Here is a 21247-nt window from a genome sequence, read left to right as displayed (position 1 = left end):
CCCCATGCCGGTGAGAAGGGGCGAGACTTTAGCGAAATGTCTGCCAGGCGACAACAGGAATATGAAAGCAAGGCGCAACGCGATCTTTCGGTTTATGCTGAGGTAAATACAAAAGGAGAGACGATGTACACCCTGAACTGGCAACCGCCCTACGACTGGCAGTGGATGTTTGGCTTTCTTGCCGCGCGTGCGGTCACAGGGGTTGAGACCGTTACGGAGGATTACTACGAACGCAGTTTTGGCTATGCGGGGCACCAGGGCGTTTTACGGGTTACGCCAGACAGCGCAACCCATACGCTGGCGGTGTCGCTCAGCCCTGGCCTGATCCCGGTGGCGGATATTTGCCTGGATCGCATTGCCCGCCTGTTCGATCTTGATTGCGACCCGCTAAGAATTGCGCAGACCCTGGGCGACCTCGGCGCGGCGCGGCCGGGGTTACGTTTGCCGGGCGCGATGGATGCCTACGAGCAGGGCGTGCGCGCCATTCTCGGGCAACTGGTGAGCGTGGCGATGGCGGCAAAACTGGCGTCAAGAGTGGTGGCGCTGTGCGGTGAACCCATCCAGGACGCGCCGGGCTACCTCTGTTTTCCTCCGCCAGAGGTACTGGCCGCGGTGGATCCGCTGGCGTTGAAAGCCCTTGGGATGCCGCTCAAGCGTGCGGAGTCGTTGATTCATCTGGCGCAGTCGGTGGTGGAGGGTGAATTCCCGCTGTTCCCGCCTGCGAACGTCGAGGCCGGGATGAAGGCGCTACAGCAGCGCCCCGGCATCGGGCGCTGGACCGCTAATTATCTGGCCTTGCGCGGCTGGCAGGCGAAGGATGTTTTCCTGCCGGATGATTATCTCATTAAACAGCGCTTTGCCGGTATGACGCCCGCGCAGATCCGTCGCTATGCCGAGCGCTGGCAGCCGTGGCGCTCGTATGCGCTGTTACATATCTGGTACACCGACGGCTGGTCGCCGTCAGTTGATGGCGAAATAGCTGGTATTCAGCAGTAGATCGAGCGGCTGCGCTTCCCCGATGGTGTCGCCGTAAATAAAGTCAATGCCGATGCCCGACAGCGTATTCATCATGATCGACTGATGGCATGGCCCGGCAATGGTTTTTATGCCCAGACGCTGGGCGTGGCCCTGAATGATGGTCACCATCATCTCATCCATCAGATTGCCGTGGACGTTGGTCACCACGTCTGCATCCAGCAGCAGATAATCAGCGGTGTTGGCGCTGAGCTGGCTGAAGACGTTCATATCGCGTCCAACCCGGGTCAGCACCACGCGACAGCCAGCCTGACGAAGCTTTTGCAGACCCTGCTGCACGTTTTCATCCGTATTGCTCAGCACATCAACGGCGATCGCCAGATGCAGCAGCCGCGCCGGCAGCGGACCTCTGGTGATCAGGTCGAGCAGCTCATCCACCAGCGTGACGCTGGCTAAACCCGCTTCTGAGAGCGGCAGCGCGACGCCCATCCCTTTGGCCGCCACCTGTGCGGCATAGGTACGGAAAAATTCGCTGAATATACGTCGGTCAAGGGCGTGCAGCAGCTCCGGCTCCGCCAGCCCGGCGCGGAAGGCATGCTCTTCCAGCACTTCCCCCTGGCTGGTCCACAACCGCAGGGAAATCAGCCAGAAGCTACTGCTCTCGGGAATGCGCGGTGAGGCGACGCTGCGGGCGATCATCAGCAGATGATTATCTTTGATCATGTGCCACTGCTCATCCAGCGACATCATGCTGCGCGTGCTGTGGATCCGCTCTTGCTGGGGTTCATAGACGGTGACCACACCGCGCCCGCTGTTTTTCGAGGCGTAACAGGCGATATCGGCCTGAGACATCACTTCCGCTGTCTGATAATTAGCGTCGTCAATCAATGTGATCCCCGCGCTGGCGCCGATGCGGTGCAGGCGTCCTTCCCAGGAAAAATGATAGTTGTTGATGGCGTCGATCAACCGGCCCGCAATATAGCGTGCGCTTTCGACGTTGCAGTCCGGCAGCAGCAGGCCAAACTCGTCGCCGCCCAGACGCGCCAGCACGTCGCTGGAGCGCAGCATGGTCAGCATCAGCGAAGAGAGTTCGCGCAGGAGCGCGTCGCCCGCCGCGTGGCCTGCGGTATCGTTCACCGCCTTAAAACGGTCAAGATCGATAAAGACCAGCGCGTGACGCTGATGGGTCTCCTGTACCGTCTGCAACAGGCGCTTAAGATGGTTTTCAAAACTGACGCGGTTCGCCAGGTGGGTAAGGGCGTCATGGGAAGCGCTGTAGCTCAGCTGGCGCAGCATTTTGCGCGACTCGGTGACATCCTGAATCACCAGCACCGAGCCGATAGCGTGCCCCTCCAGGGTGCTGAGCGGGGTAATGCTGTAATGAATGTCGAAACTGCCTCCATTCCGGCAGTTAAGCACCACATCCTGTTCGATATCGGTACGGGACATATCGCCGCTGTGGATGTTTTCCATTAACGGGCCGTTCTCGCCGAAGGTAATGTGCAGCACCTTCAGAACGGGCTGACCCAGCGCTTCGCTTTGCGACCAGCCGCTCATCTTCTCGGCGACCGGGTTCATAAAGGTGATGTTCATGTCGATATCGGTGCACAGCACCGCTTCGCCGATGGAGTCGAGGGTGATATGCAGGCGCTCTTTTTCCTGGAACAGCGCCTCGTTCAGTTGCTTCACCTCGGTCATATCCATATTGATCCCTAACAGCCGCTCCACTTCGCCCTGTTTGTTCAGCACCCGGTTCGCCAGCGAACGAATGTGGCGAATGCCATCCTTGACGCGAATGCGAAATTCCAGCTTGAAAGGCACCCTGGCCTGGAGTGACTCACGCAGTACCTGTTCGGCGTGCGCACGATCTTCAGGCACCATGGCCGCATGCCAGAGCTGCCAGGTAGGTTTAATGTGCGGGGGGATCTCGTACAGCTCAAACATCCGTTTATCCCAGCTGATCACGTCCGGCTCGAGATCCCACTCCCAGATCCCGATGCCGCCGGCTTCGTTCGCGAGGGTGATACGCTCCATCAGACGCTTATTCACCCACTCGGTCTGTTTCAGGTCGTTGATGTCTTCAATCTGGGCAATAAAGTAGAGCGGCGTGCCGTCGGCATGGCGCACAACGGAAACGGCCAGCAGCGCCCACACCACCTCGCCGCTGCGGGTGTAGTAGCGTTTTTCGAGGCTGTAGCTGTTGATCTCCCCGTTAATCAGCTGTTGCAACTGCTCCAGGTCGGTATTTAAATCTTCCGGCCAGGTTAACTGCTGGAACGTGAGCGACTGAAGCTCAGACTGACTGTAACCGAGGAAATTGCACAGCGCCTTGTTGGCCTGAAGCCACTGGCCCTCAATGCCCACCAGCGCCATACCAATCGCGGAATATTCCATCGCATTACGAAAACGTTCTTCACTTTCAGTAATATGTTTACGCTCGGCCCGGAAGGCATACATCACCATCGTCATAATGTTGGCGGGGAGCAGCATCATCAGAAAGGGAAGCCATGGCGCGTTGAAGGTCACCATCATGTTTGAAGGTGTCATGGAGGGCGGGTTTCGCGCCATCATCAAGGACACCATCATGATGGTGAATAAAAAAATCAGGAATGCTTCCATTCGCGGCAGGCGTACCGCGCTCCACATCAGCAAAACGATGATGCAGGTGAACGGCCACGGCAGCCAGGTGATTGCCGTCCAGCTAAGAACCAGCGTAACGACCAGGGTCACCAGCGTTTCCAGCAGCAGTCTCGGGTTGCGGTGGCGCAGCAGGTAATGCGGTTTAAACAGCAGACCTAACGGTACAAGCGCCAGCGCGCCAATGGCTTCTGAAAGTACCCAAAACAGAAAATTACGCAGCGGCTCCGCGCCTGGCACCAGAAAATGAACCAGAATGCCGCCCACCAGCGGCGGCACCAGGGCGCTGCCGAGGGCAAGGCGTATCCAGTCGTTGAGGTTTTGCAGCGGGTTATACCAGGGGAGCAGCTTACGCAGCAACACCGCACCAACACAGGCCTCAATAATATTGATTGCCGTGTAGGTTAAGTTGATTGATTCCCATGAAAAGAGCATCCACGAGGCAAAAATATTGCCAAAGGAGCAGGCGAGGGCGATGCCGGGCCACATTTTTCCCGCATGGCGGTAAAACGCCACCATCATAATGGAGGTCGGGAACCACAATGGCGCCAGCAGCGTACCGAAGCGAGTCAGCTCAAGGGAAAATAAGGTGAAGATGAACGTGACCAGACCCAGACAGACAAGCCGCAGTAAAGGATGTGGGGTAGTAACCAAAACCCGCTGGTATTGTTTATTCATTACCGCTCTATCCAGGGACGCCGTGTTGTCAGGAGCCAGCTCCGGACGCGTGAAATCATTAATTTGGTTTATGCTAGTACAAACATTTTACAATTCATATGCTGAGTGCTCAGATTTTGACTTCATAGACTTATAAAATAGTTACTCTGCGAAGAAGGGGGATGAAATGGTGAAAATCCGTGCGTAAAAATTTCGCTAAAGGCGTGAAACGGCGCTTTTCAGCCCGCCTCGCATAACCTGCGCATTCGACTGGTATCACGCCCCCGAAATCCCTATAATTGCCGCGTTTGACGCTCCGGCGTCGTCCTTCCTTACATCCAGGTTAATCAGGTCGCTAAATTTATGACTGATAAGTCTCATCAGTGCGTCATCATAGGCATCGCCGGCGCATCGGCTTCAGGTAAAAGTCTTATTGCCAGTACGCTTTATCGCGAACTGCGTGAACAAGTGGGTGATGAGCATATCGGTGTTATTCCCGAAGATAGCTATTACAAAGATCAATCCCATCTTTCGATGGAAGAGCGCGTAAAAACCAACTACGACCACCCCAGTGCGATGGATCACAGTCTGCTGTTCCAGCATCTGGAAGCGCTGAAGCGCGGCGAGGCGATTGAGCTGCCCGTCTACAGTTACGTGGAACATACCCGCACCCAGGAAACGATCCGCATTGAGCCCAAGAAGGTGATTATCCTTGAAGGGATTTTGCTGCTCACCGACGCCCGTCTGCGCGAATCAATGAACTTCTCGATTTTCGTCGATACCCCGCTGGATATCTGCCTGATGCGGCGTATTAAACGCGACGTTAACGAACGCGGTCGCTCCATGGACTCCGTGATGGCGCAGTATCAGAAAACCGTTCGCCCGATGTTCCTGCAATTTATTGAGCCTTCTAAACAATACGCCGATATTATTGTGCCTCGCGGCGGTAAAAACCGTATTGCCATTGATATCTTAAAAGCGAAAATCAGTCAGTTTTTTGAATAAGCCGTGTGAATTGTGTACCGTTCAGAGATAACCTGGTTTTGCCCTGACGCCGTAAGGATTCAGGGCGCGATGCACGAAAGGAGAAAGTGCCATGCGTCTTTGTGACCGCGATATAGAAGCCTGGCTGGATGAAGGCCGCCTGTCTATCACCCCGCGTCCGCCGGTTGAGCGTATTAACGGCGTGACCGTCGATGTACGTCTGGGGAATAAGTTCCGCACCTTCAGCGGCCACACGGCACCGTTTATCGACCTCAGCGGGCCGAAAGACGAAGTCAGTGCGGCGCTGGATCGCGTCATGAGTGACGAAATCGTCATCGAAGAAGGAGAGGCGTTTTATCTCCATCCTGGCGAACTGGCGCTGGCGGTGACCTTTGAATCGGTCACGCTGCCTGCGGATCTGGTCGGCTGGCTTGACGGACGCTCTTCTCTGGCGCGTCTGGGCCTGATGGTGCACGTCACCGCGCACCGTATCGATCCGGGCTGGTCTGGCCGTATCGTGCTGGAGTTCTTTAACGCCGGTAAACTGCCGCTGGCGCTTCGCCCGGGAATGATGATCGGTGCGTTGAGCTTCGAACCGCTGACCGGCCCGGCAGACCGTCCTTATAACCGCCGTCAGGACGCAAAATATCGCGACCAGCAGGGTGCGGTTGCCAGCCGTATCGATAAAGACTGATCTGTGAGTTCACTGAGGAAGCCATGAGAAGAGTTCTGACAACGCTGATGATTTTGCTGGTGGTGCTGGTGGCTGGCCTTTCAGCGTTGGTGCTGCTGGTTAACCCGAATGACTTCCGGGCCTATATGGTGCGGCAGGTTGAAGCGCGCAGCGGGTATGAACTCAAGCTGGACGGGCCGCTGCGCTGGCACGTCTGGCCGCAGCTCAGCATTCTCTCCGGACGTATGTCGCTCACCGCGCCGGGCGCCGCGCAGCCGCTTGTTACGGCGGATAACATGCGTCTTGATGTCGCGCTCATCCCGCTCTTATCCCATCAGCTCCAGGTTGAACAGGTGATGCTGAAAGGGGCGGTGATTCAGCTTACGCCACAAACCGAAGCCGTTCGTCAGGCGAATGCTCCGGTCGCACCGCGTGAAAATACTTTGCCTGACGTTCCGTCTGACACTGGCTGGTCTTTCGATATTGGTAATCTGAAAGTTGCTGACAGCGTGCTGGTTTTCCAGCATGAGGATGACGAACAGATCACCGTCCGCAATATCAACCTCAGGATGGAGCAGGACGCCAACCATCACGCGACCATGGAGTTCTCCGGGCGGATCAACCGTAATCAGCGCGATCTCAACCTGTCGATGAATGCGAACGTGAACGCCTCTGACTACCCGCACCAGCTGACGGCGGACGTTCAGCAGGTCAACTGGCAGCTGACCGGCGCGGATTTACCCGCGAAGGGGATCGCCGGCCAGGGCACGATGCAGGCGGTGTGGCACGAAGAGCGCAAACAGCTCGAACTGAACGCGCTCAACCTCCAGGCCAACGACAGTTCCCTGAAGGGGCAGGCGAGCGTCACGCTTGATGAGAAACCCAAGTGGGTGTTGGATCTGCAATTCGACAAGCTGAACCTTGAGAACCTGCTCGCGGCCCAAACGGTGAATGCGACCGATGAGGGTGTCGCGCAGGTAGGGCAAAGCCAGGTCACGCAGTCGCGTCCGGTGATCTCCTCCAGTCTCGATCTGCCTGACTACAATGGTCTGCGCGGATTTACCGCCGACATTCTGCTTAAAGCGAACAGCGTGCGCTGGCGTGGGATTGATTTTACTGACGTCAACAGCCAGATGTTCAACCACAACGGCCTGCTGGTCATCTCTGAGCTCAGCGGAAAAATGGGGGCAGGAAATCTCTCCCTGCCGGGCACGCTGGACGTACGTAAAGACGTTGCCAGCGCCGCGTTCCAGCCGCGTCTGGAAAACGTTGAGATTGGCACCATCCTGAAAGCCTTTAATTACCCGATTTCCCTCACGGGGCAGCTGTCGCTGGCCGGGGATTTCTCCGGCACGAAGATTGATGCGGACGCCTTCCGTCGTAGCTGGAAGGGGCAGGCGCACGTTGAGCTAAAAGATTCGCGCATGGAAGGGCTGAACTTCCAGCAACTGGTGCAGCAGGCGGTAGAGCGCAGCAGCAGCGTGAAGGCGAATGAAAACTACGATAGCGCAACCCGTCTCGACAGCTTTACCAGCGAGCTTGCCCTCGACAACGGTCAGCTCTCGCTCGACGAGATGCAGGGAATCTCGTCCCTGCTGGCGCTGACCGGAAACGGCGCGCTGGATCTGGTGAAAGAGACGGTTGACACCCGCTTCAACGTCCGCGTGAAGGCCGGCTGGGAAGGGGAAGGCCAGCTTGTCGATTTCCTGAAACAGACGCCGATACCGCTGCGCGTGTACGGAAAATGGCAGGAACTCAATTACAGTTTGCAGGTCGATCAGATCCTGCGTAAGCACCTTCAGGATGAAGCGAAACGTCGGCTGAATGACTGGGCGGACCGCAATAAAGAGTCTCAGTCTGGTAAGGACGTGAAAAAGTTGCTCGATAAGCTCTGATGCCTGTTGTGCCGGGTGGCGGCTTCGCCTTACCCGGCCTACAAAAGCCAGACACCGTAGGCCGGGTAAGCGAAGCGCCACCCGGCTTTTTTACACCTCAAAATCCATCTCATCCTCACCGCGCAGCGGTATCAGCTGCACCTTCTGCACGCGATGGCTCTCTACCTGCAAGGTTTTGATCATGTAATTCCCCACCTGGACCTCTTCGCCCGGCTGCGGAATACGTTGCAGATATTCCATCAGCAAACCGGCGATGGTGTGGTATTCGCGCTTCTCGTCCAGCGGAAGCGGAACGAACTGCACCAGATCTTCGAGCGGCATATGGCCGTTGGCGGTCCAGCTGCCGTCTGCGTTTTTCTGAATATCGTGGCGTGCATCGATCTCATCCACCTCATTAGGCAGATTACCGGCGATGGTTTCCATCACGTCGCTGAGCGTCACCAGCCCTTCCACAGAACCAAACTCATCAACGACAAACGCGAAGTGAGTACGCGCGTTGCGGAACTGCTCCAGCGCGGAGAGCAGCGGCAGCGCTTCCGGGAAGACCAGCGGCTGGCGCACCAGCGCGCGCAGGTTGAGCGGCTCACCGTGAAGCTGCTGTTGCAGCAGGTCAATCACGTGTACCACGCCCAGCAGCTCTTCTTCCTCTTCTCCGCCGGTCACCACCACGCGGGTGTGCTGGTTTTTATCCAGCAGGGCACGGATCTGCTCTTCCGGTGCCGTCAGGTCAATATGCTCAATGTCGTGGCGGGAGGTCATGATACTGCTGACCGAGCGCTGGTTGAGGTTAAGCACGCGCTCTATCATCCGGCGTTCCTGCGGGTTGAAGATCTGCCCGTCGCTGTGGTCGGCTAGCATCGCAGCGGATTCAGCATCCAGCTCGGCATCCTCTTTTTTGCCGCTCAGCAGGCGCATCACCGTATCTGCGGTGCGCTGTCGTAATGTCTGGTTCGCGGAAAGAAAACGGCGGCGGTTGAAAATGGCCAGCTGGTTAAGAAACTCAATAAGCACCGAGAAACCAATGGCTGCGTACAGATATCCTTTCGGGATATGGAAGCCAAAACCATCCGCCACCAGGCTAAAGCCAATCATCAGCAGGAAGCTCAGACAGAGAATGACGATAGTCGGGTGACTGTTCACGAAGCGCGTCAGGGCTTTACTGGCGAGCACCATCAGGGTGATGGCAATGATCACGGCGGCCATCATCACCGCCAGATGGTCAACCATCCCGACGGCAGTAATCACGGAGTCGAGAGAAAAGACGGCATCCAGCACCACTATCTGCGCGACCACCGGCCAGAATTTAGCGCCGCGCCGCTGGGTGGGGTTTTCACTGTCTTTTCCTTCCAGCCGCTCATTAAGCTCAACCGTGGCTTTGAACAGCAGGAACAATCCGCCGAAAAGCATGATCAGGTCTCGGGCGCTAAAGCTCAGACCCTGCACGCTGAATAAGGGTTTGGTCAGCGTCACCAGCCAGGAGATTGAGGCCAGTAACAGCAGACGCATCACCATGGCGAGCAGAAGACCCGTCACGCGGGCGCGGTCGCGTTGTGAAGGGGGTAATTTATCGGCAAGGATGGCGATAAACACCAGGTTATCAATGCCGAGCACTAATTCGATGACGACCAGCGTCACCAGCCCGGCCCAGATTGATGGATCGGCAATCCATTCCATAGTAAATGCAATACCTTCTGTTATATGACTAATGTCACACTTCGATCATGGATAAAGCAGACGGAAATTGCAATGCCGGGGTGAGATTTCTCTTAATGCTACACTTAGGTAAAACCCATTTGCGGGGCTGTGTAAATAAGTTAAATGCGAAGATTTAATTACAAAAGACGATATTTAGGATATATCGCAATAAATGGTCTGGCGCTCTATTTTGTCAATATAAAGAAAATCCGAAAACCTCAAAACTTTGCTCTTAATATTAATCTTAAAAACGAATATTAGGACGGTTGTCTCCTTGCCTGCTATTAGGTTAGCTGCAACAATTCTTCCAGCATCAAATGTTAAATCTCCTTGTTGCTATTTTTGTTTCAGTCTTTGGTGAAGGTTATACATTATCAATCACCCGTTTAAGGTGGCGGATATATTTCTCAAAAGGCCTGATCCAAGAGGGTGTCTAACCATAACGCATTGTTTAGTCAGTGGATTGGTAACTGAAAGCCAAGGGCGGTAGCGTGCCTGAAAGCGTGTGAATCAGCCTCAATTATTCTGTCAATAGCCAATGGATGAATAAGCTTTTTTTAGGACTGATGCCAGTTATATTGCTAAATGATTAACTGCATTCTGATTGTCACCACGACCCGCGCTTATTTTAATTGCACAGGATAATTACTCTGCCAAAGTGATAAATAATCAATGATGAAATCCAAAATGAAATTGATGCCATTATTGGTGTCTGTGACCTTGATGAGTGGTTGCACGGTCTTTCCCGGCAGCAATATGTCAACAATGGGCAAGGATGTGATTAAACAGCAGGATGCTGATTTTGATCTCGACAAAATGGTGAATGTTTACCCATTAACCCCACGTCTGGTAGAACAATTACGCCCACGTCCGAATGTTGCTCAGCCAAATATGTCTCTGGACCAGGAAATTGCCTCTTACCAGTATCGCGTTGGTCCGGGTGACGTCATTAACGTGACCGTCTGGGATCACCCGGAACTGACCACACCTGCGGGCCAGTACCGTAGCTCAAGCGACACCGGTAACTGGGTACAGTCCGATGGCACCATGTTCTATCCCTACATTGGCAAAGTGCACGTCGCGGGAAAAACGCTTGCTGAGATCCGTAGTGATATTACCGGCCGCCTGGCGCAGTACATTGCTGACCCGCAGGTGGACGTTAATATCGCCGCGTTCCGATCCCAGAAAGCCTATATCTCAGGCCAGGTCAACAAATCCGGCCAGCAGGCTATCACCAACGTCCCGCTCACCGTGCTTGATGCGATCAATGCCGCAGGCGGCTTAACCGACGGTGCTGACTGGCGCAACGTGGTGCTGACCCACAACGGCAAAGAGCAGCGCATTTCGCTTCAGGCGCTGATGCAAAACGGTGACCTGACCCAGAACCGTCTCCTCTATCCGGGCGATATTCTTTACGTGCCGCGCAACGACGATCTGAAAGTGTTCGTGATGGGTGAAGTGAAGAAACAGAGCACCCTCAAGATGGACTTCAGCGGTATGACCCTGACCGAAGCCCTGGGCAACGCGGAAGGTATCGATCTGACCGCCTCCAACGCCAGCGGTATCTTTGTGATCCGTCCGATCAAAGGCGAAAACGCGAAAGGCAAGATTGCCAACATCTACCAGCTGGACATGTCCGACGCGACGTCGCTGGTCATGGCAACGTCGTTCCGTCTCCAGCCATACGATGTGGTCTATGTCACCACCGCGCCGGTTGCCCGCTGGAACCGTCTGATCAACCAGTTGCTGCCTACCATCAGTGGCGTTCGCTACATGACGGATACGGCGAGCGACATTCATACCTGGTAAGCCGCGATGTTTAACAAAATTCTGGTGGTGTGTGTGGGGAACATTTGCCGTTCCCCCACGGCTGAAAGGCTGTTGAAAAATTACCAGCCTGCGTTAACGGTCGACTCCGCAGGGCTGGGCGCGCTGGTCGGAAAAGGTGCCGACGAACGTGCCGCAAGCGTCGCCCTTGAGCATAACCTCTCACTCGACGGGCACGTTGCCCGTCAGGTCTCTGGCCGAATGTGCCGGGAATATGACCTGATCCTCGCGATGGAAAAACGCCACATTCACGCGCTGTGCGATATCGCACCGGAGATGCGCGGCAAGGTGATGCTGTTTGGTCACTGGGATGGTGAGCGCGAAATTCCCGATCCGTATCGCAAGAGCCGCGAGGCCTTTGAGGCGGTATACACCTTACTAGACCAGTCTGCCCGCCAGTGGGCGCAGGCACTGAAAGCTCAGCAGGGATAACAATGACAGAAAAAACAAGACCTTCTGCCGCCCCGACGTCGGGCAGTGATGAAATCGATATCGGTCGCCTGGTCGGGACCGTTATTGAAGCGAAATGGTGGGTGCTGGGTATAACCGCCATCTTTGCCGTGGCGGCGATCGTTTATACGCTGTTCGCGACGCCTATTTACAGCGCCGACGCGCTGGTGCAGATCGAACAAAATACCGGAAACTCGCTGGTTCAGGATATCGGCTCTGCGCTGGCCAACAAGCCGCCGGCATCGGAGGCTGAAATTCAGCTGATCCAGTCGCGCCTGGTATTGGGCAAAACGGTTCACGATCTGGGGCTGGATATCGCGGTCACCAAAAACACCTTCCCGGTGTTTGGCGCAGGCTGGGATCGCCTGATGGGGCGCAGTAACGATACGGTAAAAGTGACCGACTTCGTGATTCCAAAAGGGGCAGGGGACCAAACCTTTACCCTGACCGTGCTGGGACCAAAACAGTATCAGCTGACCAGCGACGCAGGCTTCAGCGCGCGCGGCGAAGTGGGGCAGATGCTGACCAAAGATGGCGTGAGCATCAGGGTTGGTGCCATCCAGGCGCACGAGGGCGGTGAGTTTACGGTCACCAAATTCTCGACGCTCGGGATGATCAACAATCTGCAAAACAACCTGACCGTCACCGAAAACGGCAAGGACACCGGCGTCCTGAGCATGACCTTCACCGGTGAAGACAAGGATCAAATCCGCGACATCCTGAATAGCATCACCCGTAACTACCTTGAGCAGAACGTTGAGCGCAAGTCAGCGGAAGCCGCTAAAAGCCTCGCGTTCCTCAGTAAACAGCTGCCGGAGGTGCGCGCCCGTCTGGATGACGCCGAGAACAAGCTGAACGCATACCGTCAGGATAAAGACTCCGTCGACCTGCCGCTGGAGGCGAAATCGGTTCTCGACTCCATGGTCAATATTGATGCGCAGCTAAACGAGCTGACCTTTAAAGAGGCGGAAATTTCCAAGCTCTATACCAAACGTCACCCGGCGTACCGCACGCTGCTCGAGAAACGTCGTACCCTGGAAGAAGAGAAGGCGAAGCTGAATGACCGCGTGACCGCGATGCCGAAGACGCAGCAGGAAATCGTACGCCTGACGCGTGATGTGGAATCCGGCCAGCAGGTTTACATGCAACTGCTGAACAAGCAGCAGGAGCTGAAAATCACCGAAGCCAGTACCGTGGGCGACGTGCGTATCGTTGACCCGGCGATTACCCAGCCGGGCGTGCTGAAGCCGAAGAAAGCGCTGATCATCCTCGGCAGCATTATTCTCGGCCTGATGCTCTCTATCGTCGGCGTGCTGCTGCGCTCGCTGTTCAACCGCGGTATCGAAAGCCCGCAGGTGCTGGAAGAGAACGGGATCAGCGTGTACGCCAGCATCCCGCTTTCGGAGTGGCAGAAGTCCCGTGACAGCGTCAAAACCGTTAAGGGCGTCAAGCGTTACAAACAGAGCCAGCTGCTGGCCGTGGGTAACCCGACCGACCTGGCGATTGAAGCGGTGCGTAGCCTGCGTACCAGCCTCCACTTCGCCATGATGCAGGCCAAAAACAACGTCCTGATGATGACCGGTGTCAGCCCGTCAATTGGTAAGACCTTCGTCTGTGCCAACCTGGCGGCGGTGGTGAGCCAGACCAACAAGCGCGTGCTGCTGATCGACTGCGACATGCGTAAGGGCTACACCCATGAGCTGCTGGGTACCAACAACGTTAACGGCCTGTCGGAAATCCTGCTGGGTAAAGGGGAGATCAGCGAGAGCGCCAAGCCGACCTCGATTCCGAAATTTGACCTGATCCCGCGTGGCCAGGTACCGCCGAACCCGTCTGAACTGCTGATGAGCGAGCGCTTCACGCAGCTGATAGAGTGGGCAAGCAAAAACTATGACCTGGTGCTGATCGATACCCCACCAATTCTGGCGGTCACCGACGCCGCCGTGGTAGGGCGTCATGCGGGCACCACGCTGATGGTTGCACGCTATGCGGTGAACACCCTGAAGGAAGTGGAAACCAGCCTGAGCCGCTTTGAGCAGAACGGTATTGAGGTGAAAGGGGTCATTCTGAACTCCATCTTCCGCCGTGCGACGGGTTATCAGGATTACGGCTACTACGAGTACGAATACAAGTCTGACTCTAAATAACAAAACACACCCCACACCCCTCACCCTAACCCTCTCCCCTGAGGGGAGAGGGGACTGCCTGGTGCGGTCTTTCACCCTCTCCCCTCCGGGGAGAGGGTCGGGGTGAGGGGCAGGAGGAATACATGAGCACACAACGCCCTTTGATTTCTATCTATATGCCGACATGGAATCGTCAGCAGCTGGCGATCCGCGCGATTAAATCGGTCCTGCGTCAGGATTACGATAACTGGGAACTGATTATCGTGGATGACTGTTCCTCCTCTTACGAACAGCTGCAAAAGTTTGTCGAAGACCTGAACGACCCGCGCGTGGTGTACACGCACAACGCCATCAACTCCGGGGCGTGCGCGGTGCGCAATCAGGCGATTATGCAGGCGAAAGGGCAGTATCTGACCGGTATCGACGATGATGACGAATGGACGCCAAACCGTCTGTCGATCTTCCTGTCGCACAAAGCGCAGCTGGTGACCCACGCGTTTCTGTATGCCAACGACTATGTCTGTCAGGGCGAGGTCTATTCGCAGCCGGCCAGCCTGCCGCTGTATCCGAAATCACCGTATTCCCGCCGCCTGTTCTACAAGCGCAACATCATTGGCAATCAGGTATTTACCTGGGCCTGGCGCTTTAAGGAGTGTCTGTTCGATACCGAGCTGAAGGCCGCACAGGATTACGACATTTTCCTGCGGATGGTGGTGGAGTACGGCGAGCCGTGGAAGGTGGAAGAGGCCACGCAGATCCTGCACATCAACCACGGGGAGATGCAGATCACCTCGTCACCGAAAAAATTCTCGGGCTACTTCCATTTTTACCGCAAGCACAAGGACAAGTTTGACCGTGCCAGTCGGAAGTATCAGCTCTTTACCCTGTATCAGATCCGTAACAAGCGCATGAACTGGCGCACGCTGCTGACGCTGCTGTCGGTGCGTAACGGCAAGCGTCTGGCTGACGGGCTTCGGGGGAAATAATGTTTCTGGAAGATTGCCGCGCTAACAGCTGGAGCCTGCGCCCGTGCTGCATGGTTCTGGCCTACCGTATTGCGCACTTTTGCTCGGTGTGGCGCAAAAAAAATGTGCTGAACAATATCTGGGCCGCGCCGGTGCTGGTGCTGTACCGCATCATCACCGAATGCTTTTTTGGCTATGAAATTCAGGCCGCTGCCACCATTGGCCGCCGCTTTACCATTCATCACGGCTATGCGGTTGTCATCAACAAGTTCGTCGTCGCGGGTGATGATTTCACCATTCGCCACGGGGTGACAATCGGCAACCGTGGGCCAGACAGCCTGGCCTGCCCGGTGATTGGCAATAACGTCGAGCTGGGCGCCAACGTGGTGATGATCGGGGAGATTACCGTGGGCAATAACGTGACGGTTGGCGCAGGCAGCGTGGTGCTGGACAGCATTCCGGACAATGCGCTGGTGGTGGGCGAGAAAGCCCGCGTGAAGGTGATTAAATGAACATTCTGCAATTTAACGTACGCCTCGCAGAGGGCGGGGCGGCAGGCGTAGCGCTGGATCTGCACCAGCGCGCGCTGCAAAAAGGATTACAGTCGCGCTTTGTTTACGGTTACGGCAAGGGCGGCAAGAAAAGCGTCAGCCATGATAACTATCCGCAGGTGTTGAAGCAGACGCCACGTCTGACCTCCATCGCCAATATTGCGCTGTTCCGCCTGTTTAACCGCGACCTGTTCGGCAACCTGAATAATCTCTACCGCACCGTCACCCGCACCCGCGGGCCGGTTGTGCTGCACTTCCACGTGCTACACAGCTACTGGCTGAATCTGGAAGAGGTGGTAGCGTTTTGTGGCAAAGTGAAGGCGCACAAGCCGGACACCCGTTTCGTCTGGACGCTACACGACCACTGGAGCGTGACCGGACGCTGCGCCTTTACCGACGGCTGCGAAGGCTGGAAAGATAACTGCCAGAAATGCCCTACGCTCAGCAACTATCCGCCGGTGAAGGTCGATCGCGCGCATCAGCTGGTTGAGGGCAAGCGTCAGCTGTTCCGCGACATGCTCTCGCTCGGCTGCACCTTTATCTCTCCAAGCCAGCACGTGGCAGATGCTTTTAATAGCCTGTACGGAGCAGGGCGCTGCCAGATTATCAATAATGGTATTGATGTGGCGACGGAAGAGATCCTGGCCGAACTGACGCCCGTAGCCATTACCACCGGCAAGCCGAAAATTGCGGTCGTCGCCCATGACCTGCGCTACGACGGCAAAACCAACCAACAGCTGGTGCGCGACATGATGGCGCTCGGCGACAAAATTGAGCTGCATACCTTCGGCAAATTCTCGCCGTTCGAAGGCGCTAACGTGGTGAATCACGGGTTTGAAACCGACAAGCGCAAACTGATGAGCGCGCTCAACGGTATGGACGCGCTGGTGTTCAGCTCCCGCGTGGACAACTACCCGCTGATCCTGTGCGAAGCGCTGTCCATTGGCGTGCCGGTCATTGCCACCCACAGCGACGCGGCGCGCGAAGTGCTGGAGAAATCGGGCGGTAAAACCTTCAGTGAGAACGAGGTGCTGCCGCTGGTGCAGCTGTCGAAGGCCGATATCGCGCAGGCTGTTTTTGGCACGGACCTGGAATCGTTCCGCAACCGCAGCCGCAAAGCGTACAGTGGACAACAGATGCTGGAGGAGTATGTCTCGTTCTATCAGAATCTGTAGTTATCTGCTGCTGCCGCTGATCTACCTGCTGGTCAACGTCAAGATTGCCCAGCTCGGTGAAAGCTTCCCAATCACCATCGTCACCTTCCTGCCGGTTCTGCTGTTGCTATACGTTGATAAGCTTAACCTCAAAAAGCTGATGATTGCGCTGGGGATCGGGTTTGGTCTGACGGCGTTTAACTACATCTTTGGTCAGTCGCTGGACGCCAGCAAATATGTCACCTCCACCATGCTGTTTGTTTATATCGTTATCATTATTGGCATGGTGTGGAGTATTCGTTTTAAAACTATCTCTCCGCACAATTATAGGAAAATCCTCAGGTTCTTTTATATTGTCGTCGGGCTGATTGTTATGCTTGCGGCATTGGAGATGGCGCAAATTATTCTCACAGGCGGCAGTAGCCTGATGGAAATAATTTCGAAATATCTTATATACAGTAACAGCTATGTACTGAACTTCATTAAGTTTGGTGGCAAGCGTACCACTGCGCTCTATTTTGAACCGGCGTTTTTTGCTCTGGCATTAATCTCAATTTGGCTCAGCATCAAACAGTTCGGTATCAAAACCCCCAAGACCGATGCTATGATTCTTGCAGGAATCGTTCTGTCAGGGTCGTTCTCAGGGGTAATGACGTTTATTCTGTTTTACCTGCTGGAGTGGGCGTTCCAGTACCTGAACAAAGAGGCGATTAAGAAAAAACTGCCGCTGGCGATCATTTCTCTGACGGTATTTTTAGTGGGCGTAATATTCGCCTTCCCGTACATTTCTGAACGTCTGGGTGATTTGGGAACGGAAGGTTCGTCGTCCTATTATCGCATCATTGGTCCACTGGTGATGGTGGGTTATTCCTTAACCCATATTGATGGCGTAGTAAGATTCGGCTCACTTTACGAATATGTTGCATCATTCGGAATCTTTAACGGTGCGGATGTCGGTAAAACCATAGACAATGGTCTGTATCTGTTAATTATCTATTTTTCCTGGTTCGCCGTACTGTTGACACTGTGGTATCTGTTTAAAGTTTTCAAAATGATGATTAACGCGTTTGGTGATAACCAGAACTTTCGCGTGCAACTTTATCTGTTCACACCGGTGTCGTTGTTTTTTACCGGGTCAATATTTAGCCCGGAATATGCATTCTTAATTGTATGTCCGTTTATTTTGCGCAAAGCGCTGAATATTACGAGCGTATGACGAAATGAGGTGATTTATGTTTCTTAGCGTCATTACTGTCGCCTTTCGTAACCACGAAGGGGTGGTAAAAACCTGGCGCTCGCTGCGCAACCTGGCGCGCGATCCGAGCCTCACCTTTGAGTGGATCGTGGTCGATGGCGGCTCGAACGACGGCACGGCGGAGTTCCTGGAAAAACTTAACGGTGAGTTCAACTTACGTTACATCAGCGAGAAAGATAAAGGCATTTACGATGCCATGAATAAAGGCATTAACATGGCGCAGGGGCGCTACGCCATCTTCCTCAATTCCGGCGACGTGTTCCATGAAGATGTGGCGCTGTTTGCACGCCAGCTGGCGCGCCAGAAAGAAGATGCCATGTTTATCGGTGATGCGCTGCTTGATTTCGGCGAGGGGAAAAAAGTCCTGCGCGGCGCGAAACCAGGCTGGTATATCTACCACAGCTTGCCGGCAAGCCATCAGGCTATTTTCTTTCCGATGAGCGGCCTGAAAAAGCAGCCTTACGATTTGCAATATAAAGTGTCATCAGATTATGCCCTGGCCGCCAGCCTGTACAAATCTGGCTACCCGTTCCGTCGAATTAAAGGACTGGTATCCGAATTTTCAATGGGCGGCGTGTCAACCTCGAATAATCTGGAATTGTGCCAGGATGCCAAAAACGTGCAACGTAAAATATTACGCGTACCGGGGTTCTGGGCGGAATTATCTTATTTCTTACGTCTGAAAACGACGGGTAAAGCGAAAGCCTTATATAACAAAGCCTGAGATATAAGGAAACGTAATGCAGGAATTAAATGGATTCTCCGTGCCGAAAGGTTTTCGGGGCGGGAGCGGTATTAAAGTTCAACTGTGGTGGGCTGTACAGGCAACGTTATTTGCCTGGTCGCCGCAAATACTGTACCGCTGGCGCGCATTTTTACTGCGTCTGTTTGGCGCAAAAATAGGAAAAAACGTAGTCATTCGTCCTTCGGTGAAAATTACTTATCCCTGGAAATTAACGCTTGGGGATTACGCCTGGGTTGGGGATGACGCGGTGTTATATACCCTTGGCGAGATTACGATTGGCGCAAATTCGGTGGTTTCACAGAAGTGTTATTTGTGCACCGGCAGCCACGATTTTATGAGCCCGCATTTTGATATTACCGCTTCGCCTGTTGTGATCGGTGAAAAATGCTGGCTGGCAACAGACGTCTTTGTTGCACCCGGTGTTTCTGTTGGCGATGGCACGGTAGTCGGTGCCCGCAGCAGCGTTTTTAAATCGCTACCGGCAAATAAAATTTGCCGTGGCAACCCCGCAGTGGTGATACGCGAACGCGTTGAAACTGATTAAATTCATAAGTAGAGGAATATAAACATGTCTAAAGTCGCTCTCATCACCGGCGTTACCGGGCAGGATGGTTCTTACCTGGCAGAGTTACTGCTGGAAAAAGGGTATGAAGTACACGGTATTAAACGTCGTGCGTCTTCATTTAACACCGAACGTGTCGATCACATTTACCAGGATCCGCATGCGGCAAACCCGAAATTCCACCTGCACTACGGCGACCTGACCGATACCTCCAACCTGACCCGCATCCTGCAGGAAGTACAGCCGGATGAAGTCTACAACCTGGGCGCGATGAGCCACGTTGCGGTTTCCTTCGAATCCCCGGAATACACCGCTGACGTGGACGCCATGGGTACGCTGCGTCTGCTGGAAGCGATTCGCTTCCTGGGTCTTGAGAAGAAAACCCGTTTCTATCAGGCATCTACCTCTGAGCTGTACGGCCTGGTGCAGGAAATTCCGCAGAAAGAGACCACGCCGTTCTACCCACGTTCTCCGTACGCGGTAGCGAAACTGTACGCTTACTGGATCACTGTGAACTACCGTGAATCCTACGGCATGTACGCCTGTAACGGCATTCTGTTCAACCACGAATCCCCACGTCGTGGCGAAACCTTCGTGACCCGTAAAATTACCCGCGCTATCGCCAACATCGCTCAGGGTCTGGAATCCTGCCTGCACCTCGGCAACATGGACTCCCTGCGTGACTGGGGCCATGCGAAAGACTACGTGAAAATGCAGTGGATGATGCTGCAGCAGGAACAGCCAGAAGACTTCGTGATCGCGACCGGCGTGCAGTACTCCGTACGTCAGTTCGTTGAGATGGCTGCGGCACAGCTGGGCATCAAGCTGCGCTTCGAAGGCACCGGCGTGGAAGAGAAGGGTATCGTTGTTTCCGTGACCGGCCACGACGCACCGGGCGTGAAGCCAGGCGACGTGATTGTTCAGGTGGATCCGCGTTACTTCCGTCCTGCTGAAGTGGAAACCCTGCTGGGCGACCCAACCAAAGCGCACGAGAAGCTGGGCTGGAAACCAGAAACCACCCTGCAAGAAATGGTATCCGAGATGGTGGCCAAAGATCTTGAAGCAGCGAAAAAACACTCCCTGCTCAAGTCCCATGGCTACGAGGTTGCCATCGCGCTGGAGTCCTGAGAATGACAAAACAACGTATTTTTGTCGCCGGTCATCGCGGAATGGTGGGTTCCGCGATTGTCCGCCAGCTTGAACAGCGGGGCGACGTTGAGGTGATTGTTCGCACCCGCGACGAGCTGAACTTGCTTGACAGCAAAGCGGTGCAGGACTTCTTCGCCAGCGAACGTATCGACCAGGTGTATCTGGCGGCGGCGAAGGTGGGCGGCATTGTCGCTAACAACACCTACCCGGCGGATTTCATCTACGAGAACATGATGATTGAGAGCAACATCATTCACGCGGCGCATCTGCACAACGTGAACAAGCTGCTGTTCCTCGGTTCATCCTGTATCTACCCAAAAATGGCGAAACAGCCGATCGCCGAGAGCGAACTGTTGCAGGGCACGCTGGAAGCCACCAACGAGCCGTACGCGATTGCCAAAATTGCCGGGATCAAGCTGTGTGAATCGTACAACCGTCAGTATAACCGCGACTATCGCTCGGTAATGCCGACCAACCTCTACGGACCGCACGACAACTTCCACCCGAGCAATTCGCACGTGATCCCGGCGCTGCTGCGTCGTTTCCACGAGGCGACTGCCGAAAACGCCCCGGACGTGGTGGTGTGGGGCAGCGGCACGCCAATGCGCGAGTTCCTGCACGTGGACGATATGGCGGCAGCCAGCATTCACGTCATGGAGCTGGATCGCGAGGTGTGGCAGGAAAACACCGAGCCGATGCTGTCGCACATTAACGTCGGGACCGGCGTGGACTGCACCATTCGCGAGCTGGCGCAGACCATCGCGCAGGTGGTGGGCTACAAAGGACGCGTGGTGTTTGATGCCACCAAACCGGACGGCACGCCGCGCAAGCTGCTGGACGTGACCCGTCTGCATCAGCTTGGCTGGTATCACGAGGTCTCACTGGAGCAGGGGCTGGCCAGCACCTACCAGTGGTTCCTGGAAAACCAGCACCGCTTCCGGGGGTAA

Annotated in this window: 17 protein-coding genes; 15 read left to right on the top strand and 2 right to left on the bottom strand. The window is 55.0% G+C overall.

Annotated elements, in window-relative coordinates; genetic code table 11:
• Positions 1-123: 123 nt before the first annotated feature.
• Positions 124-996, top strand: coding sequence for a DNA-3-methyladenine glycosylase 2 (alkA, locus tag ACQG11_RS01390; protein WP_063146243.1), 873 nt, complete (start codon positions 124-126; stop codon positions 994-996).
• Here alkA and ACQG11_RS01385 read toward each other — a convergent pair.
• On the bottom strand, positions 961-4290 hold the full coding sequence (locus ACQG11_RS01385; RefSeq protein ID WP_023306576.1) for a diguanylate cyclase: 3330 nt from the start codon (positions 4288-4290) through the stop codon (positions 961-963). The genes alkA and ACQG11_RS01385 overlap by 36 nt on opposite strands.
• Before the next feature lie 342 nt (positions 4291-4632).
• Between ACQG11_RS01385 and udk the strand changes: the two genes are divergently transcribed.
• The 3 genes from udk (at position 4633) to asmA (ending at position 7821) form a co-directional block, all read left to right on the top strand.
• A complete protein-coding gene (gene udk, locus ACQG11_RS01380) occupies positions 4633-5274 on the top strand; it encodes a uridine kinase (protein ID WP_000130320.1) in 642 nt (213 codons plus the stop codon).
• A gap of 91 nt (positions 5275-5365) precedes the next feature.
• The gene (dcd, locus tag ACQG11_RS01375; protein ID WP_006811250.1) at positions 5366-5947 is read left to right on the top strand and encodes a dCTP deaminase; all 582 of its coding nucleotides are present in this window, start codon (positions 5366-5368) and stop codon (positions 5945-5947) included.
• A 23-nt stretch (positions 5948-5970) separates the two neighbouring features.
• On the top strand, positions 5971-7821 hold the full coding sequence (gene asmA / locus ACQG11_RS01370) for an outer membrane assembly protein AsmA (RefSeq protein ID WP_426728120.1): 1851 nt from the start codon (positions 5971-5973) through the stop codon (positions 7819-7821).
• A 90-nt stretch (positions 7822-7911) separates the two neighbouring features.
• Here the strand turns inward: asmA and ACQG11_RS01365 are convergent, their stop codons facing one another.
• Positions 7912-9495 (bottom strand): TerC family protein, encoded by a 1584-nt coding sequence (locus ACQG11_RS01365; RefSeq protein WP_023306574.1) that lies wholly within the window; start codon positions 9493-9495, stop codon positions 7912-7914.
• Between the two features lie 693 nt (positions 9496-10188).
• Between ACQG11_RS01365 and ACQG11_RS01360 the strand changes: the two genes are divergently transcribed.
• The 11 genes from ACQG11_RS01360 to fcl all read left to right on the top strand — a co-directional run bounded on the left by ACQG11_RS01360 (position 10189) and on the right by fcl (position 21247).
• Positions 10189-11325, top strand: a complete 1137-nt coding sequence (locus tag ACQG11_RS01360; RefSeq protein ID WP_022648641.1) for a polysaccharide export protein — start codon at positions 10189-10191, stop codon at positions 11323-11325.
• Between the two features lie 6 nt (positions 11326-11331).
• A complete protein-coding gene (gene wzb / locus ACQG11_RS01355; protein ID WP_003862078.1) occupies positions 11332-11775 on the top strand; it encodes a low molecular weight protein-tyrosine-phosphatase Wzb in 444 nt (147 codons plus the stop codon).
• Positions 11776-11777: 2 nt separating this feature from the next.
• Complete coding sequence (wzc, locus tag ACQG11_RS01350) at positions 11778-13940, top strand: tyrosine-protein kinase Wzc (protein WP_022648640.1); 2163 nt, start codon at positions 11778-11780, stop codon at positions 13938-13940.
• Positions 13941-14062: 122 nt separating this feature from the next.
• Positions 14063-14905 carry a colanic acid biosynthesis glycosyltransferase WcaA gene (gene wcaA / locus ACQG11_RS01345; protein WP_006811246.1) on the top strand — a complete coding sequence of 281 codons (843 nt, stop codon included), beginning with the start codon at positions 14063-14065 and terminating at the stop codon, positions 14903-14905.
• Positions 14905-15396 carry a colanic acid biosynthesis acetyltransferase WcaB gene (gene wcaB, locus ACQG11_RS01340; protein ID WP_023300548.1) on the top strand — a complete coding sequence of 164 codons (492 nt, stop codon included), beginning with the start codon at positions 14905-14907 and terminating at the stop codon, positions 15394-15396. Before wcaA ends, wcaB begins: the two co-directional genes overlap by 1 nt.
• A complete protein-coding gene (gene wcaC, locus ACQG11_RS01335; protein WP_023300547.1) occupies positions 15393-16610 on the top strand; it encodes a colanic acid biosynthesis glycosyltransferase WcaC in 1218 nt (405 codons plus the stop codon). The genes wcaB and wcaC overlap by 4 nt, the downstream gene beginning before the upstream one ends.
• A complete protein-coding gene (gene wcaD / locus ACQG11_RS01330) occupies positions 16585-17805 on the top strand; it encodes a colanic acid polymerase WcaD (RefSeq protein WP_022648637.1) in 1221 nt (406 codons plus the stop codon). Before wcaC ends, wcaD begins: the two co-directional genes overlap by 26 nt.
• A 16-nt stretch (positions 17806-17821) precedes the next feature.
• Complete coding sequence (wcaE, locus tag ACQG11_RS01325; RefSeq protein ID WP_023300546.1) at positions 17822-18568, top strand: colanic acid biosynthesis glycosyltransferase WcaE; 747 nt, start codon at positions 17822-17824, stop codon at positions 18566-18568.
• A gap of 16 nt (positions 18569-18584) precedes the next feature.
• Positions 18585-19133, top strand: a complete 549-nt coding sequence (gene wcaF, locus ACQG11_RS01320) for a colanic acid biosynthesis acetyltransferase WcaF (RefSeq protein ID WP_003863512.1) — start codon at positions 18585-18587, stop codon at positions 19131-19133.
• Between the two features lie 24 nt (positions 19134-19157).
• Positions 19158-20279: a GDP-mannose 4,6-dehydratase gene (gene gmd / locus ACQG11_RS01315; protein ID WP_003863514.1), complete on the top strand. Its 1122-nt coding sequence runs from the start codon at positions 19158-19160 to the stop codon at positions 20277-20279.
• A 2-nt stretch (positions 20280-20281) separates the two neighbouring features.
• Positions 20282-21247, top strand: coding sequence for a GDP-L-fucose synthase (gene fcl / locus ACQG11_RS01310; protein WP_015572377.1), 966 nt, complete (start codon positions 20282-20284; stop codon positions 21245-21247).

It is taken from the genome of Enterobacter cloacae complex sp. 372C4 (assembly GCF_050030615.1).
Classification (GTDB): domain Bacteria; phylum Pseudomonadota; class Gammaproteobacteria; order Enterobacterales; family Enterobacteriaceae; genus Enterobacter; species Enterobacter intestinihominis.
Note: the sequence above shows the minus strand (reverse complement) of the source record. Positions and strands in the feature narration are given on the sequence as shown.